15 protein-coding genes and 1 riboswitch are annotated in these 16,265 nt (G+C 70.7%); of the genes, 8 read left to right on the forward strand and 7 right to left on the reverse strand.

Annotated elements, in window-relative coordinates:
- Positions 1-275: 275 nt before the first annotated feature.
- Together IF23_RS0106790 and IF23_RS0106795 are read left to right on the forward strand one after the other, a co-directional pair.
- On the forward strand, positions 276-689 hold the full coding sequence (locus tag IF23_RS0106790; RefSeq protein WP_003985353.1) for an ATP-binding protein: 414 nt from the start codon (positions 276-278) through the stop codon (positions 687-689).
- Between the two features lie 43 nt (positions 690-732).
- Positions 733-1,725, forward strand: coding sequence for an RNA polymerase sigma factor SigF (locus tag IF23_RS0106795; RefSeq protein WP_030280860.1), 993 nt, complete (start codon positions 733-735; stop codon positions 1,723-1,725).
- Between the two features lie 96 nt (positions 1,726-1,821).
- Here IF23_RS0106795 and IF23_RS0106800 read toward each other — a convergent pair whose 3' ends face one another.
- A complete protein-coding gene (locus IF23_RS0106800; RefSeq protein WP_030280861.1) occupies positions 1,822-2,280 on the reverse strand; it encodes a hypothetical protein in 459 nt (152 codons plus the stop codon).
- A gap of 142 nt (positions 2,281-2,422) precedes the next feature.
- Between IF23_RS0106800 and IF23_RS0106805 the strand changes: the two genes are divergently transcribed.
- On the forward strand, positions 2,423-3,406 hold the full coding sequence (locus IF23_RS0106805) for a diacylglycerol/lipid kinase family protein (RefSeq protein WP_030280862.1): 984 nt from the start codon (positions 2,423-2,425) through the stop codon (positions 3,404-3,406).
- Between the two features lie 320 nt (positions 3,407-3,726).
- Positions 3,727-3,984 carry a WhiB family transcriptional regulator gene (locus tag IF23_RS0106810; RefSeq protein WP_003983230.1) on the forward strand — a complete coding sequence of 86 codons (258 nt, stop codon included), beginning with the start codon at positions 3,727-3,729 and terminating at the stop codon, positions 3,982-3,984.
- A gap of 156 nt (positions 3,985-4,140) precedes the next feature.
- Here the strand turns inward: IF23_RS0106810 and IF23_RS0106815 are convergent, their stop codons facing one another.
- On the reverse strand, positions 4,141-5,610 hold the full coding sequence (locus tag IF23_RS0106815) for a sensor histidine kinase (RefSeq protein ID WP_030280863.1): 1,470 nt from the start codon (positions 5,608-5,610) through the stop codon (positions 4,141-4,143).
- An 877-nt stretch (positions 5,611-6,487) separates the two neighbouring features.
- Between IF23_RS0106815 and nagB the strand changes: the two genes are divergently transcribed.
- A complete protein-coding gene (gene nagB / locus IF23_RS0106820) occupies positions 6,488-7,270 on the forward strand; it encodes a glucosamine-6-phosphate deaminase (RefSeq protein ID WP_030280864.1) in 783 nt (260 codons plus the stop codon).
- A gap of 76 nt (positions 7,271-7,346) precedes the next feature.
- On the opposite strand, the gene IF23_RS0106825 is transcribed toward nagB, so the two are convergent.
- The 4 genes from IF23_RS0106825 to IF23_RS0106840 form a co-directional block, all read right to left on the reverse strand.
- Positions 7,347-8,909: a glycoside hydrolase family 3 protein gene (locus IF23_RS0106825; RefSeq protein ID WP_030280866.1), complete on the reverse strand. Its 1,563-nt coding sequence runs from the start codon at positions 8,907-8,909 to the stop codon at positions 7,347-7,349.
- A gap of 10 nt (positions 8,910-8,919) precedes the next feature.
- Positions 8,920-9,750 (reverse strand): carbohydrate ABC transporter permease, encoded by an 831-nt coding sequence (locus IF23_RS0106830; RefSeq protein ID WP_030280868.1) that lies wholly within the window; start codon positions 9,748-9,750, stop codon positions 8,920-8,922.
- On the reverse strand, positions 9,747-10,736 hold the full coding sequence (locus IF23_RS0106835; RefSeq protein WP_030280870.1) for a carbohydrate ABC transporter permease: 990 nt from the start codon (positions 10,734-10,736) through the stop codon (positions 9,747-9,749). The genes IF23_RS0106830 and IF23_RS0106835 overlap by 4 nt, the downstream gene beginning before the upstream one ends.
- Positions 10,737-10,880: 144 nt before the next feature.
- On the reverse strand, positions 10,881-12,149 hold the full coding sequence (locus IF23_RS0106840; protein WP_037677546.1) for an extracellular solute-binding protein: 1,269 nt from the start codon (positions 12,147-12,149) through the stop codon (positions 10,881-10,883).
- A gap of 241 nt (positions 12,150-12,390) precedes the next feature.
- On the opposite strand from IF23_RS0106840, the gene IF23_RS0106845 reads away from it, so the two are divergent.
- From IF23_RS0106845 to mctP, 3 genes are all read left to right on the forward strand, one after another.
- The gene (locus IF23_RS0106845; protein WP_030280874.1) at positions 12,391-13,152 is read left to right on the forward strand and encodes a GntR family transcriptional regulator; all 762 of its coding nucleotides are present in this window, start codon (positions 12,391-12,393) and stop codon (positions 13,150-13,152) included.
- A gap of 166 nt (positions 13,153-13,318) precedes the next feature.
- The gene (locus IF23_RS0106850; RefSeq protein ID WP_030280876.1) at positions 13,319-13,579 is read left to right on the forward strand and encodes a DUF3311 domain-containing protein; all 261 of its coding nucleotides are present in this window, start codon (positions 13,319-13,321) and stop codon (positions 13,577-13,579) included.
- Positions 13,576-15,243 (forward strand): monocarboxylate uptake permease MctP, encoded by a 1,668-nt coding sequence (mctP, locus tag IF23_RS0106855; protein WP_030280878.1) that lies wholly within the window; start codon positions 13,576-13,578, stop codon positions 15,241-15,243. Before IF23_RS0106850 ends, mctP begins: the two co-directional genes overlap by 4 nt.
- 81 nt (positions 15,244-15,324) lie before the next feature.
- On the opposite strand, the gene IF23_RS0106860 is transcribed toward mctP, so the two are convergent.
- Positions 15,325-15,912, reverse strand: coding sequence for a Uma2 family endonuclease (locus IF23_RS0106860; RefSeq protein WP_030280880.1), 588 nt, complete (start codon positions 15,910-15,912; stop codon positions 15,325-15,327).
- A 130-nt stretch (positions 15,913-16,042) separates the two neighbouring features.
- Positions 16,043-16,194: riboswitch (cobalamin riboswitch) on the forward strand.
- The last annotated feature ends 71 nt before the right edge of the window (positions 16,195-16,265 follow it).

A 16,265-nucleotide genomic window follows, 5' to 3' on the forward strand; every position in this document is an offset into this window, starting at 1 on the left:
CCCTAGCCACTGTGCGTACTCATGTGTTTACAATCAGTGACGACAGCGGTTCCGGAAGCCCCTGGAGCCGTTCGCATTCCGGACGACGGCCGTGCTCCGTCCGGGCGACACCGGCCCGCGGATCGCGGTAGCGTCACAGCCGAACCCTGTGCTGCGCCGTGCCACCGCCGCTCCCCTCGGGAGCGACCGGCGGGACGCCCGGAGCGGCGCAGCGGCCCGCACATCAGCTCAACACGTATCAGCTCAATCCAGCTTGTGCCACCTTGGAGGTGAGGGTGTCCCAGATCGCAGGCGAGCCCGGGACCCAGGACTTCGTGGAAGTCCGGCTGCCCGCTGCGGGTGCCTACCTTTCCGTGCTGCGTACGGCCACCGCCGGACTCGCAGCCCGCTTGGACTTCACCCTCGACGAGATCGAGGACCTGCGCATCGCGGTGGACGAGGCGTGCGCGATCCTGCTCCAGCAGGCCGTCCCCGGCTCCGTGCTGAGCTGCGTCTTCCGTCTCATCGACGACGCGCTGCAGGTGACCGTCTCGGCGCCGACCACCGACGGCCGCGCACCCGAGCGCGACACCTTCGCCTGGACGGTGCTCTCCGCACTGGCCGGCAAGGTCGACTCCACCGTCGCCGAGGACCGTACGGTCACCATCAGCCTCTACAAGGAGCGCGGCGCCGGTCCCGGACCGTCATGACCGAACAGGGGGCCCCGTGAAAGATCTCGAACGCGGCGCGGGGATCGCGCCGGGTGCGACCATCCCGGACCAGCAGGCCCGGCCGCACCCGACGGGCGCGGACGACCCCGGCGGCCGGCCGGACGCAGCGGAGCAGGCAGAGCGGGCGGACCACATGGACGACAGCGAGCAGCAGGGCGCGCGGGCGCAGCACACGCCGCGCCCGTCCCAGGAGACCCCGGAGGAGCCCCAGGGCGCTCCGGAGCCCCCGCACGCCCACGAACCGGCGCACGCCCACGATCCGCACGACCGCAGCGGCGCCCGGGCGATGTTCTACGAGCTGCGCAAGCTCCCCGACGGCTCCCCGGAGCGCGCGGAGCTGCGCAACACCCTGGTGCGGATGCACCTCCCGCTGGTCGAGCACCTGGCCCGCAGATTCCGCAACCGCGGCGAGCCCCTGGACGACCTCACCCAGGTCGCGACCATCGGTCTGATCAAGTCGGTCGACCGCTTCGACCCGGACCGCGGCGTGGAGTTCTCCACGTACGCGACGCCCACCGTCGTCGGCGAGATCAAGCGGCACTTCCGGGACAAGGGCTGGGCGGTCCGGGTGCCGCGCCGCCTCCAGGAGCTGCGGCTGTCGCTGACGACGGCGACCGCAGAGCTGTCCCAGCGGCACGGCCGGGCGCCGACGGTCCACGAGTTGGCGGAGCATCTGTCGCTCTCCGAGGAGGAGGTCCTGGAGGGCCTGGAGTCGGCGAACGCCTACTCCACCCTCTCCCTCGACGTCCCGGACACCGACGACGAGTCCCCCGCGGTGGCCGACACGCTCGGCGCGGAGGACGAGGCGCTGGAGGGCGTGGAGTACCGCGAGTCGCTCAAGCCGCTGCTGGAGGATCTGCCGCCGCGCGAGAAGAAGATCCTGCTGCTGCGGTTCTTCGGCAACATGACCCAGTCGCAGATCGCCCAGGAGGTCGGCATCTCCCAGATGCACGTCTCCCGGCTGCTGGCCCGCACCCTGGCCCAGCTCCGCGACCGTCTCCTCGTGGAGGAGTGAGCGTCGAGGAGTGAGCGTCGAGGAGTGAGCGTCCGGCCGTGACGGCGCAAGGGGCGGGATCCGCGTGGATCCCGCCCCTTGCGCCGTTCCGGTCCGCTACTCCCGCGGCCCGATGCCGAGCGCCACCGTGGCCGTCGGGTTGACCAGCAACGCGAGGACCGCGAAGGCGGCGACCGCCAGCGCGACGCCCGCGGCGATCAGCGCGCCACCGGAGCTGATCAGCGTCCAGGCGACCGGCAGCGCCACGATCTGGGTGATCATCGAGGGGCCGCGGCTCCAGCGGCGGAGCAGCCACAGCCCGCGGGCGGCGGCCAGCGGCAACGCCGCCAGCGCGAGCACGGTCACCGCGCCCGTCACGGCCTGTTGCGGGCTGTCGGGCGAGCCGGTGAGGCCCTCGATCAACAGGGAGATGCCGAGGGCCGCCAGCGCGACGCCCTCGACGGCGGTGAGCACCGCGGCGGCGCTCAGCCGGGCCGGGCGCGGTCCGGGCCGCTCGGGGGCCGCGGGCGCGGCGGCGGCCTGGCGTGCGGACTTCTTCTGCTGCTTACTGCTCACCCCAGCAGGGTAGCGCCGCCCCGCCGTCCACCGGCCGCCCCCGGGCCGCCGTACGGGACCGGCGCCGCGCCCCGGGCGCCGGGGCGCCGTCCGGGGAGGTGCGTCGCAGGGCCGGTACCAGCAGGTAGGTACGCTGGCGGTCATGCGCGCGCTTCTCGTGGTCAATCCCGCTGCCACCACCACCAGTGCCCGCACCCGTGACGTACTGGCCCACGCGCTCGCCAGCGACCTCGATCTGACGGTCGCCGAGACCCGGTACCGCGGCCACGCCCGCGATCTCGCCCGGCAGGCGGCCGAGGACGGCCGGACCGAGCTGGTGGTGGCGCTCGGCGGCGACGGCACGGTCAACGAGGTCGTCAACGGTCTGCTGACGCACGGACCCGATCCGGAGTCCCACCCCCGGCTGGCCGTGGTGCCCGGCGGCTCCACCAACGTCTTCGCCCGCGCCCTCGGCCTGCCGAACGACGTCGTGGAGGCCACCGGCGCCCTGTTGGACGCGCTGCGGGACGGCAGTGAGCGCACGGTCGGTCTGGGGCACGCGGCGGGCACCCGGGGCAGCGAGGACGAGGGCGTCCCGGGGCGCTGGTTCACCTTCTGCGCCGGGTTCGGCTTCGACGCCGGGGTGGTCGGCCGCGTCGAACAGCAGCGCGAGCGCGGTAAGCGTTCGACGCACAGCCTCTACGTCCGGCAGGTCGTCCGGCAGTTCCTGGGCGACCAGAACCGCCGGGAGGGCACCATCACACTGGAGCGCCCGGCCCCCGACGGCGGCGCACCGGAGGTCACCGAGGGGCTGGTGATGTCGATAATCTGCAACACCTCTCCCTGGAGCTACCTGGGCAATCGCCCGCTCTACCCGCTCCCGGACGCCTCCTTCGACACCGCGCTGGACGTCTTCGCACTGAGCCGCCTCTCCCCCGCCGCGGTGACGCGTTACGCGACCCAGTTGCTGACCTCGACGCCCGAGCGCGGACCCCACGGCAAGCACGCACTGTCACTCCATGACCTGACGGCCTTCACCTTGCATTCACAGGCGCCACTGCCCTTTCAGATGGACGGAGACCACCTCGGACTGCGTACGAGTGTGACGTTCACAGGCGTACGCCGTGCACTGCGTGTGATTGTGTGAGCAGTAGAGCCTAAAGTCCTTTCACTCGAACGTTTAGGCTGACTTCCACCCCCTAGAAGTACGGCTGTGACCTAGGCGACACCAAGGAATCAAAAAAAAGTTTCCGGTAGGGGTTGTATCCGTCGCCGAGGTTTGCGAGTCTCTTCATGGCGATCGGGACGGCCACTTCACCGGCCCCCTTGAGAGCCCGAATCCCCTCCTCATTCCACAGGACCGCACCAGTTTGTCGACTGGCATTCGGCCCTTCCCCTGCGGAGGGATTCGTGAAAGCGTTCACATTCACAAGCAACGTTCCCGTTATACGAGGAGATGGAGCAGCCATGGACTGGCGTCACCGCGCCGTTTGCCGCGAAGAAGACCCCGAGCTCTTCTTCCCCATCGGCAACACCGGTCCTGCGCTCCTGCAGATCGAGGAAGCCAAGGCCGTCTGCCGCCGCTGCCCCGTCATGGAGCAGTGCCTGCAGTGGGCGCTCGAGTCCGGCCAGGACTCCGGCGTCTGGGGTGGTCTGAGTGAGGACGAGCGCCGCGCAATGAAGCGCCGTGCAGCTCGCAACCGGGCGCGCAACGCCAGCGCCTGACACAGACTCCCCGTGGCCCCCGAGCCGCAGCGCGCAGTACCCCCGATGCGCAGAAGAACGTGAGCTTTGAGCCCCGGACCATCCGATGGTCCGGGGCTCAGTGCTGTGCGGACCACCGCCGCGCCACTCCCCCGGTGGCCGCGGCGCCCGCCCGGCTCAGCTCTTCTCGGGCCGCACCGGTACGTCGAGGAGCACCCGCGTACCGCCCTCGGCGCCGCGCACCATGTCGAACGCGCCGCCCAACTCCCCCTCCACCAGGGTCCGTACGATCTGGAGCCCCAGATTTCCGGCGCTGTGCGGGTCGAAGCCCTCGGGCAGCCCGCGACCGTTGTCCTGGACGGTGACCAGCAGCCGCGGCTCCGTGCGGCTGCCGCCGCGGACCGCGCCGACCTCGACCGTGCCCTGTTCGCCCTCGTCGAAGGCGTGTTCCAGGGCGTTCTGGAGGATCTCGGTCAGCACCATCGACAGCGGGGTGGCGACCTCGGCGTCGAGGATGCCGAAACGGCCGGTGCGGCGGGTGGTGACCTTGCCGGGGGAGATCTCGGCGACCATCGCGAGGACCCGGTCGGCGATCTCGTCGAACTGGACGCGTTCGTCGAGGTTCTGCGAGAGCGTCTCGTGGACGATGGCGATCGAGCCGACCCGGCGCACCGCCTCGTCCAGTGCCTCGCGGCCCTTGGCGGAGTCCATCCGGCGGGACTGGAGGCGCAGCAGCGCGGCGACGGTCTGGAGGTTGTTCTTCACCCGGTGGTGGATCTCCCGGATGGTGGCGTCCTTGGTGATCAATTCCCGTTCACGGCGGCGGAGTTCGGTGACGTCGCGGAGCAGCACCAGCGAACCGCTGTGGGTGCCCTTGGGCTTGAGCGGGATCGCCCGGAGCTGGATCACCCCCTCCTCGCCCTCCACCTCGAACTCCCTGGGCGCCCAGCCGCTGGCCAGCTTGACCAGCGCCTCGTCGACCGGGCCGCGGGCGGGTGCCAGTTCGGCGGTGGTGCGGCCGAGGTGGTGGCCCACCAGGTCGGCGGCGAGGCCGAGGCGGTGGTAGGCGGAGAGGGCGTTGGGGCTGGCGTACTGGACGACGCCGTCCGCGTCGAGCCTGATCAGACCGTCACCGGCGCGCGGCGAGGCGTCCATGTCGACCTGCTGGGCCGGGAACGGAAACGTTCCGGCGGCGATCATCTGGGCGAGGTCGGAGGCGCTCTGGAGGTAGGTCAGCTCCAGGCGGCTGGGGGTGCGGACGGTGAGGAGGTTGGTGTTGCGGGCGATCACGCCCAGCACCCGGCCCTCGCGGCGTACCGGGATGGACTCGACGCGGACCGGCACCTCCTCGCGCCACTCCGGGTCGCCCTCGCGGACGATCCGGCCCTCGTCCAGCGCGGAGTCGAGCATCGGGCGGCGGCCCCGGGGGACGAGGTGGCCGACCATGTCGTCCTGGTAGGAGGTGGGCCCGGTGTTCGGCCGCATCTGGGCCACCGACACATAGCGGGTGCCGTCGAGGGTGGGCACCCAGAGCACCAGATCGGCGAAGGACAGATCGGACAGCAGCTGCCATTCCGAGACGAGCAGGTGCAGCCACTCGAGGTCGGAGTCGCTCAGAGCGGTGTGCTGGCGTACGAGATCGTTCATGGAGGGCACGTCAGCGAGCCTACCGGCGTACGGTGTCCCTGTTCTTCCCGTGTTCTCCGTACGGAGGCCGTCCCGTGGGGCGGCCGTACCGTGGGCGGCGCGGCGCGGATCTTTTGCCCTGCATGGGCATGGACAGATCAGAATGGTCTAGTCCACAATGTTTTCCGTTACCGACTTCCGCTCTCCCCGCACAGGAGGGCGGATCGAGGCCGGCGCGTTCTCTGCCCTGACTACGCGGCGGTCTCCGATCGACCGGCTCCCCGGCGGGCGCCACCCCTACCGCACTCGGGGTGCCCGACCGCCCCGCGGAACCGGCCGATGTAGCTCCGGGCTGCGGTGCCGGACAGGTTGAGGGTCCTGTCCCGGCGCCGCGGCCCGCGGGTGTTTCCGGGGCCGATGCGTTGTTCGCGGGCCGGGCCGGATCTTGCGTTGATGGCCCGTTGACGGCCAGTTGATTCCGCGCGCCCATGCTGGAAGCGCGCCACCGACCTCCCCGCTCGGCCGCCCGTCCGCTTCCCCCCGGGCGGCCGCCCGGGTGCGTCGCCGGGCCGGCCCGTTCCCCGTCGGGCAGGGTCCGGCGGCGCGCCCCTTTTCCGGGTCCGCGCATTCCCCGCGCCCCTTTTTCCGGCACCGGCCGCCGCTCCCCCATTTCCCTTTCCCCGTAAGGGAATTACGGAATTCCGGGCACCCGGGGCCGAACGGCGGACAAACGGAGCGTGGAAGATTCGGCACGGAGAGTGGAAATGCGGGGGCGGGTGGGAATTCGGGGCCGAATCCGGGTGGGAAGACGGCTTCCGGGAACCGGGCCGGGGGACGTCCACTCTGATAGATTGGTCTATACCACCAGACTCCCATTCTTCAGAACGGCAGGCCACGCGTGGAAGTTGTCATCGTTCCGGACGCCCCCGCAGGCGGCAGGCTCATCGCCGACGCCCTCGCCGCGCTGGTGCGCCGCAAGCCCGACGCGCTGCTCGGCGTCGCCACCGGCTCGACCCCGCTGCCCATCTACGAAGCGCTCGCCGCGCAGGTCGCGTCCGGCGCGGTGGACGCCTCGCGGGTCCGCGTCTGTCAGCTCGACGAGTACGTCGGACTGCCCGCCGGGCACCCCGAGTCGTACCGTTCGGTGGTGCTGCGCCAGGTCGTCGAGCCGCTCGGCATCGACAAGGGGTCCTTCCTGGGGCCCGACGGCGCGGCCGAGGACATCCCGGCGGCCTGTGCGGCGTACGACGAGGCGCTGCGGGCGGCCGGTGGGGTGGACCTCCAGATCCTCGGGATCGGCACGGACGGTCACATCGGTTTCAACGAACCGTGCTCCTCGCTCGCCTCGCGCACCCGTATCAAGACGCTGACGCAGCAGACCCGTGAGGACAACGCGCGGTTCTTCGACAGCCTCGACGAGGTGCCGCACCACGTCATCACGCAGGGCATCGGCACGATCCTGGAGGCCCGGCACCTGGTGCTGCTGGCGACCGGCGCGGGCAAGGCGCGCGCCGTGGCGCAGGCGGTCGAGGGCCCGGTCGCCGCGGTGGTGCCCGCCTCGGCGCTCCAGCTGCACCCGCACGCCACGGTCGTCGTCGACGAGGCCGCCGCGTCGGAGCTGAAGCTCGCGGACTACTTCCGGGCGACGTACGCGGCGAAGCCGGAGTGGCAGGGCCTGTAAGCGGCGCGGACACGGCGACGGCCGGGGCGCTCCCCCCACGCGGGAGCGTCCCGGCCGCCGGTCTGTGGGGGCGCGGTCAGCCGTCGGCCGTGCCCGTCAGTGCCTCGGCGGCGGCGCGGGCGCAGACCCGGGCGGCGCCGTGGGTGGCGAGGTGGAGCGCGCCGCACGGCTCCGCCTGCGGGACGCCCATCTCGACGACGACGGTGTCGGGGCGGGCCGCGACCAGTGCGGTGAGCGCCCCGGCCATCCAGGGGTGACGGTGCGCGTCGCGGACCACGGCGACCACGCGGCGCCGTCCGGCCTCGGTGAGCACCGCGGCGGCCAGCCGGTCGGTGCCCTCGGCGGTGGCCCGCTCGGCGCCGTACGCGGTCGTGGTGGTGCCGGGCAGCAGCCGGGTCAGTTCGGCGGCGACGCCCCAGGGGGTCTCGTCGCCGACCGCGATGTTGGCGACCGGCGTGAACGCGGCGACGTGCACCGGTCCGTCGAGCGGGGTGAACGGCTCCCGGGCGGTGCGGCGCAGGGCGCGGCGGGCGGCGCGCAGCCCGGGTGCGGGTGCGGCCCCCTCCGCCGCGCCCGCACCCGGAGCCGGTGCGGGCGGGGCCGCCGCGCCGCGGGCCCACTCCGCCAGTGCGCGGACCCGGGCGGCGGCGTCCGCCAGCCGCTCCTCGGGGAGGTCGCCGTCGTGGACCGCGCGGACCAGGGCGTCGCGCAGCCGGAGCACGGTGGCCTCGTCGGAGAGTCCGCCGCCCACGCAGAGCGCGTCGGCACCGGCGGCGAGCGCCAGGACGCTGCCGCGTTCGATGCCGTAGGCGGCGGAGATGGCGCGCATCTCGATGCCGTCGGTGACGATCAGCCCGTCGAAGCCGAGGCCGCCCTCGGACGCGGGGGCGCGCAGCAGTCCGTGCAGGGCGGCCGGGCTGAGGGTGGCCGGGCGTTCCGGGTCCAGGGCGGGCAGCAGGATGTGGGCGCTCATGACGGCCCGGGTGCCCGCGGCGACGGCGGCGCGGAACGGCACCAGTTCGCGCTCGCGCAGCGTCGTGAGGTCCACGCCGACGCGGGGCAGGTCGTGGTGGGAGTCGACGGCGGTGTCGCCGTGGCCGGGGAAGTGCTTGGTGCAGGCGGCGACCCCGGCGGACTGGAGGCCGTCGATCCAGGCGGCGGTGTGCCGGGCGACCAGCGCCGGGGTGGCGCCGAAGGAGCGGACGCCGATGACCGGGTTGCCCGGGTCGGAGTTGACGTCCGCGCAGGGCGCCCAGTTGAGGTTGATGCCGCAGGCGGCGAGGCGACCGCCCAGGTCGTGGGCGACGGCGCGGGTGAGGTCCGGGTCGTCGACGGCGCCGAGCGCGAGGTTGCCCGGGTAGGAGGAGCCGGTGCGGACCTCCAGGCGGGTGACGTCGCCGCCCTCCTCGTCCACGGCGACCAGGACGTCGCCGCGTACGGCGCGCAACTGTGCGGTGAGGGCGGCGAGTTGCTCCGGGCTTACGACGTTGCGGCCGAAGACGGCGACGGCGGCGAGGCCCTCGTCGAGGCGGCGCAGCACCCAGTCGGGGGCGGTGGTGCCGCGGAAGCCGGGCTGGAGGACGGCGAGCGCGTCGCGGGTGAGGGCGTCGGTGGCCGGGCGGGTGCGGGTGGTGCTCATGGGGTCCGGGTCATCCCTTCACGGCGCCGGAGGTGAGCCCGCCGACGGCCTTGCGCTGGAGGAAGAGGAAGAGGACCAGGATCGGTACGGCGAAGATCGACGCGGCGGCCATGGTGGCGCCCCAGTCGTCGCCGAACTGGCTCTGGAACTGCGACAGCCACAGCGGCAGGGTCCCCTTGGCCGGTTCCTTGTTGAGCACCAGGACGAGCGGGAACTCGTTCCAGGCGGTGATGAAGCCGAAGAGCGAGGTGGCCATCAGACCGGGGGCGAGCAGCGGGAAGACGACCTTGGTGAACGCCTGGCGGCGCGAGCAGCCGTCGACCATCGCGGACTCCTCCAGCTCCTTGGGCACGGCGGCGACGTAGCCGCGGAGCGTGAGGAGGGTGAAGGGCAGCACCATCAGCATGTAGAAGGCGGTCAGCGGGACGAGGCTGTTCAGCATGTCGGCGTCGCGGACGATCATGTAGATCGAGATGACCATGACCTCCCAGGGCGCCATCTGCGCGACCATGAAGACCAGCAGCGTCGCCTTGCGGCCCTTGAACCGCATCCGGGTCAGCGCGAAGGCGCCGCAGAGCGCGATGAGCAGCGAGAGACCGACGGCGACGGCAGTGACGAGCACGGAGTTGCCCGCCAGCGTCCAGAAGTCGGGGGCGCCGACCGCGGTCGCGAAGTGCTGGAGGGTGCCGTGCAGCGGGAACCACACGGGGACGTCGCTGATGATGTCGCCGGTCGGCTTGAACGCCGTGTTGAACATCCAGTAGACGGGGAAGACGAAGCCGATGGCGAGGACGATCGCCGTCGCGTTGGGCCAGATCCGGCCGGCGAGCGAGCGCTTCACAGCTCGTCCTCCTCTTGCTTGAGCGTCAGTCGCAGGTAGTACGCGGTCACGGCGAGCAGCACGGCGATGGTGAGCAGGGAGATCGCGGCGCCCATGCCGAAGTGGAGGTTGCCGACGCCCTCGGTGAACGCGTAGATCGGCAGGGTCTCGGTGAGCCGGTCCGGGCCGCCCTTGTTGATGGCGAAGATCTGCGGGAACGCCTTGAAGACCCAGATGACCTCCAGGAACGTCGTGGCGAGGAAGAACGGCTTGAGGAAGGGGAAGGTCACGGTGGTGAAGACCTTCCAGGTCCCGGCGCCGTCCATCCGGGCCGCCTCGTACAGCTCCTTGGGGATGGTCGTGGTCGCGGCGTAGAGGTTGAGCGCCACGAACGGCAGGGACTGCCAGACGATCAGCAGGGTGATGACGAAGAAGGTGGAGAGCTGGGTGCCGACCCAGTCGTAGTGGGCCATGGAGTGCCAGCCGAGCTGGTCCAGGACCCAGTTGACGACGCCGTAGCGGGAGTCGAAGAGCCACTGGAAGACGGTGGTGGCGGCGATGACGGGCATCGCCCAGGCCAGCACCAGCGCGACGGAGAGCGCCAGCCGCATCTTCTTGCCGAGGCGGGCGAGGAGCAGGCCGATCAGGACGCCCAGCGTCATGATCAGGGTGACGTTGACGGCGGTGAAGACGAGGGTGCGGAGGGTGACCCGCCAGAACTCCTCGCCGCCCAGGATCTCCCCGAAGTTGCCGGTGCCGTTCCAGACCGTCAGGTGCTGGATCAGCTCCTTCATGTTCAGGGTCTGGAAGGAGAGCAGGATGTTGCGGACCATCGGCCAGCCGAGGAAGACGGCGGTGGCCAGCAGCGCGGGGAGCAGCAGCAGGTAGGGCGTGGCTCTGCCGGTACGGGTCCGCCGGGTGCCGGTGGCGCGGCCGGACGGCGGCGCACCGCCTTTGCCGATGCGCGGCGCCCTCTTGTCCACCGCGTCGTCGAGCTGCACTGCCATGGCCGTTCGCTCCCCTTCGTACCGATTCACGCGCGTTGCGGTGCCTGCGTACGGGCCGGGCGGCCGGGCCGTACGGCGGGACCGGGTGTGCCGTCAACGAAGGGGCGCCCCCTGCCGGGCGGCGCCCCTCCGGCGGCCGGTGCCCTACTTCTGGGCGAGCCGCTTGTTGATCTCCGGCTCGACGGCCTTGGCGGCGTCGTCGGCGGTCTTACCGCTCAGCACGGCGGTCATGTAGTTCTTGATCGGGTTCGGGACGTTCTCGACGGCCGCCCACTCCGGGATGAGCGGGGTGGTGCCGCCGGACTTCGCGGCCGCGGGGGCCGCCGCCTCGGCCGCCGGGTTGCCCTTGGTGGCGCTCGCCAGGTCGGGGGACTTGGGGCTCCAGCCGACCTCCTTGACCATCTGCGCGTCGTTCTTCTTCGACAGCGCGACCTTGAGGAACTCCTTGGCGAGGTCCTGCTTGGTGCTGCCGCCGGCGACCGCGAAGTTGGAGCCGCCGAGGAAGACGCCCTCGGGCTTGTCGGCGGTCTCACCGGGGATGGTGAAGAAGCCGATGTCGTTCTTGATGTCCGGGTTGGCCTTGACGGCGGTGGCCGCCTCGTAGCCCATGGCGATGATGGCGCCGGTCTTGCCCTTGGCGAAGACCTCGGCCTGCTGCGGCGTCGCCTCGTCCTTGTTCTTGGGGGCGTCGCTGAAGGACTGGTAGGTCTTGTAGATGTCCATCGCCTTGGCGACCTTGGGGTCGGCGAGGTTGGAGACCCACTTGCCGCCGCTCTTCTTGACCAGGTCCGCGCCGGTGCCGATGGTCAGACCGTCGAAGAAGTACCAGTTCTGGCCGGGCAGATAGAGCGGTTCGGCGTCGGTCTTCTTCTTGATCGTGTCGAACGCCTTGAACAGCTCGGTGCGCGTCTTCGGCAGATCCTTGATCCCGGCCTTCGCCCAGATCTTCTTGTTGTACATCACGACGCGGTTACCGGCGTACCACGGGAGCGCGTACTGCTTCCCGTCGGCCATCGCCGCCTTGTTGAAGGAGTCGCTCCAGTCGGCGCCGATCTGCTTCTTGAGGTCACCGAGGTCGAGCAGGGCGCCGGCCTTGGCGTAGGCGGCGGTCTGGGTGTTGCCGATCTCGACGACGTCGGGCGGGCTGTCCTCGGACAGCGCGGTGGTCAGCTTCTGCTGGATGCCGTCCCACTGCTGGACCTTGAAGTCGACGGTGGCGCCGGTCTTCTGGTGGAATTCCTTGGAGACCTGGGCCGTCCACTGTGACGGGTTGGACCCCGACATCACCCACACGGTCAGCTTCTGGCCCTTGAAGCCGTCCGCACCGTTACCGCTGCCGTCGCTGGACCCACAGGCAGCGACACTCATCAGCATTCCCGCGACCGCGGTCGCTGCTATGAGTCCACGCTTCATTGCGCTCTCCCCTAGAGGCCGGGTGTGGTCTTTAATGGTTTAGACCAGTGCCCGCAGCTTGGCCTAGACCTTTTGGGGTGTCAAGGGTGTATAAGAGTCGCTGTCGGCTCCGTTACCGGACCGACATCTGCCGGGTGCGGGCCCGCGGAAGGGCCCGGCGACCACGCCCGTGCCACGATGTGAGGCGCAAGGTACGGAGGTGCCGGTGACGGCAGCACGACAGAGGGCGGAAAGGCGGGTCATGCAGACCGACGGGGGCAGCGCGGAGAACGGCACCACGGCCACACGCAGCGCCCGCGTACCCAAGTATTACCGTCTCAAAAGGCACTTGCTGGAGATCACCGAAACCCTCCCGCCGGGCACCCCGGTACCGCCGGAGCGGGCGCTCGCCGCGGAGTTCGACACCTCCCGCACCACGGTCCGCCAGGCGCTCCAGGAGCTGGTGGTCGAGGGGCGGCTGGAGCGCATCCAGGGCAAGGGCACCTTCGTCGCCAAGCCGAAGGTCTCCCAGGCGCTGCAACTGACCTCGTACACCGAGGACATGCGCGCCCAGGGGCTGGAGCCCACCTCGCAGCTGCTGGACATCGGGTACGTCACCGCCGACGACCGACTGGCCGGGCTGCTGGACATCGTCGCCGGGGGCCGGGTGCTGCGCATCGAGCGGCTGCGGCTGGCCAGCGGCGAGCCGATGGCCATCGAGATCACCCACCTCTCCGCCAAGCGCTTCCCCGCGCTGCGCCGCAACCTCGTCAAGTACACCTCGCTCTACACCGCGTTGGCCGAGGTGTACGACGTGCGGCCGGCCGAGGCGGAGGAGACCATCGAGACCTCGCTGGCCACCCCGCGCGAGGCGGGGCTGCTGGGCGCGGACGTCGGTCTGCCCATGCTGATGCTCTCCCGCCATTCGCGCGATGCGCAGGGCCGTCCGGTGGAGTGGGTCCGCTCGGTCTACCGGGGTGACCGCTACAAGTTCGTGGCCCGGTTGAGCCGTCCGGTGGAGTGACGCCCGCGGTGTGACGCACCGGCGCACGGCGGTCTCCCGCACGCCCCCGAGGGGTGTGCCGGTGGCCGCCGTTGCCGTACCGATATGCGGACACCTAGTGACGGCTGACGCGGCCCTGCCATAGATTTCCAGCCCATCGCAGGAGATCGCCAGGGACGGAGCGGCCATGCCGGAGCACGACGGAACACCCCCTTCCAGACAGGTCGTCACACCGACGCGCGTGGTGGCCGGACTCTGCCTGATCGCCCCGTTCGTGGCGATGCTCTGGGTGGGCTCGTACGCGAAGATCGAGCCGACGCTCATCGGCATCCCGTTCTTCTACTGGTACCAGATGCTGTGGGTGCTGATCTCCACGGCGCTGACGATGATCGCGTACAAGCTGGTCCAGCGGGAGAACCGCGCCCGTGAGGGCGGTGCGGCCAAGTGACGCTCCCCTCCTCGGCGCTCGCCGCGTCCGGCACCGACGGTGTCAACGGCGTCGCCCTCACGGTCTTCATCCTCTTCTTCGTCGCCGTCACCGTCATGGGCTTCCTCGCGGCCCGCTGGCGCAAGGCCGAACAGTCGGCCAACCTCGACGAATGGGGGCTGGGCGGCCGCAGCTTCGGCACCTGGGTGACATGGTTCCTGCTCGGCGGCGACCTCTACACCGCGTACACCTTCGTGGCCGTCCCCGCGGCGATCTACGCGGCGGGCGCCTCCGGCTTCTTCGCGGTGCCGTACACGATCCTCGTCTACCCGCTGATCTTCACCTTCCTGCCCCGCCTGTGGTCCGTCTCGCACAGACACGGCTACGTCACCACCTCGGACTTCGTGCGCGGACGGTTCGGCTCGAAGGGTCTGTCGCTGGCCGTCGCGCTGACCGGCATCCTGGCGACGATGCCGTACATCGCCCTGCAACTCGTCGGTATCCAGGCGGTTCTGGACGTGATGGGTGTCGGCGGCGGCGAGAACACCAACTGGTTCGTCAAGGACCTGCCGCTGCTGATCGCGTTCGCGGTGCTCGCCGCGTACACCTACTCCTCGGGGCTGCGCGCCCCGGCGCTGATCGCGTTCGTCAAGGACGGGCTGATCTACCTGGTCATCGCCGTCGCGATCATCTACATCCCGATCAAGCTCGGCGGGTTCGACGCGATCTTCCACGAGGCGGGCAAGGCGTTCGCCGAACCGGGCCCGACCGGCAAACCCCGCGGTGAGCTGGCCAGCGGCCCCACCAACCAGTGGGCGTACGCCACCTTGGCGCTCGGCTCGGCGCTGGCGCTGTTCATGTATCCGCACTCGATCACCGCGACGCTCTCCTCCCGCAGCCGCAACGTGATCCGCCGCAACACCACCATCCTGCCGCTGTACTCGCTGATGCTGGGCTTCCTCGCGCTGCTCGGCTTCATGGCGATCAAGGCGGGCACGGAGACCCACGGCAACGCCCAACTCGCCATCCCGCAGCTCTTCGAGGACATGTTCCCGAGCTGGTTCTCGGGCGTGGCGTTCGCCGCCATCGGCATCGGCGCGCTGGTGCCCGCCGCGATCATGTCCATCGCCGCGGCCAACCTCTTCACCCGCAACGTCTACAAGGACTTCCTGAAGCCCGCCGCCACGCCCGAGCAGGAGCACAAGGTCGCCAAGCTGGTGTCGCTGCTGGTGAAGGTCGGCGCGCTGGTCTTCGTCCTCACCATGGACAAGACCGTGGCGATCAACTTCCAGCTGCTCGGCGGCATCTGGATCCTGCAGACCATGCCCGCGCTGGTCGGCGGCCTGTTCACCCGCTGGTTCCACCGCTGGGCGCTGCTGGCCGGCTGGGCGGTCGGCATGATCTACGGCACGCTCGCCGCCTACGGCGTGGCGAGCCCGACGCAGGCCCACTTCGGCGGCTCCAACGCGGAGATCCCCGGCATCGGCCAGATCGGCTACATCGGCCTGACCGCGTTCGTGCTGAACGTCGTGGTGACGCTCGTCCTCACCGTCGCCCTGCGCGCCCTGAAGGCCCCCGAGGGCGCCGACGAGACCAGCCCCGGCGACTACACCGCGGACGTCGGCGACAAGGGCGTCACACCGGATCTGCCGCCCGCCACGGCGGACGTCCCGGCGGGCCACTGACCCCCCGGACACGCCCGGCCCCCGACAGGCCGCCGCTTCCCACGAGGGAGGCGGCGGCCCGTCGGTTCGAGGCAGGCCGGGTCAGCTCACCCAGTCCTTGAGCGGCTCGGTCTCCAGCGTGATGTTCACCGGATCCGGCAGCCGGAGCGCCTTACCGAACGGGACGGTGTGAACGTCTTCGTAGCGGGAGCCGTCCGGCTCGCTGAAGAGGGTCACCTCGCAGGTCTCGCGGTCGATCAGCAGGCAGAGGGGGATACCGGACTCGGCATAGGCCCGGGGCTTCTCCACCCGGTCACGGCGGTCGGTGTCGGAGTCGTGGGAGGTGACCTCGACGACCATCAGCACGGACTCGGGGTCGGCCCACTCGCCCTGTCCCACGAACGCCTCGCTGGCTGCGAGGGAACCGTCCGGGCGGGCGCGCCCGCTGCGGTACGTCTCCACCTTCAGGCCCTGATCCGGGTTGAGCCACAGCTCCGGCCGATGCTGCATGCAGATGCGTGTCAGCCACTGGATGATCCGTCCGTGGTCCCCATCCGGCACGGCCTTGCTCCTGATCTTCCCGCTGATGAGTTCCAGCCGTGCGCCTTCTTCCGCCCTGTCGATTATCCGGGCGGCTTCCTCGAAGTAGTCGGTGAGCGTGCCGTGCGGCCGGTCGATGAGCGCGGTCACGGGAACCTCCTCGTGCGTCGCCAAGCCCTGCGGGGACTGCGATACCGACGATATCCGAGACCACTGACAGCCACCGACCGCTCACCACGCCGCACTAGATATGGGGGTGCACGCGAGAGCCCACCACCACATGTATGCTCGTCCTCGCTGTCGCCGCAGGGGAATCCGGTGTGAGTCCGGAACTGTCCCGCAACGGTGTACGAGGGCGCAGATATCCACAGATATCGCCTGACCGGCGTGCGCCTCGTGAGTCCGAAGACCTGCCGATGGTACGTCCGCGCCGCCCTGGTCCGGACGTCGAGATGTCCGGGCCCCGAGGGATGGGTCGGTGGACGCCGCGCGGGCCGCCGCGC

Origin of the sequence: Streptomyces catenulae (assembly GCF_000718015.1) — a bacterium.
GTDB classification, from domain to species: domain Bacteria; phylum Actinomycetota; class Actinomycetes; order Streptomycetales; family Streptomycetaceae; genus Streptomyces; species Streptomyces catenulae.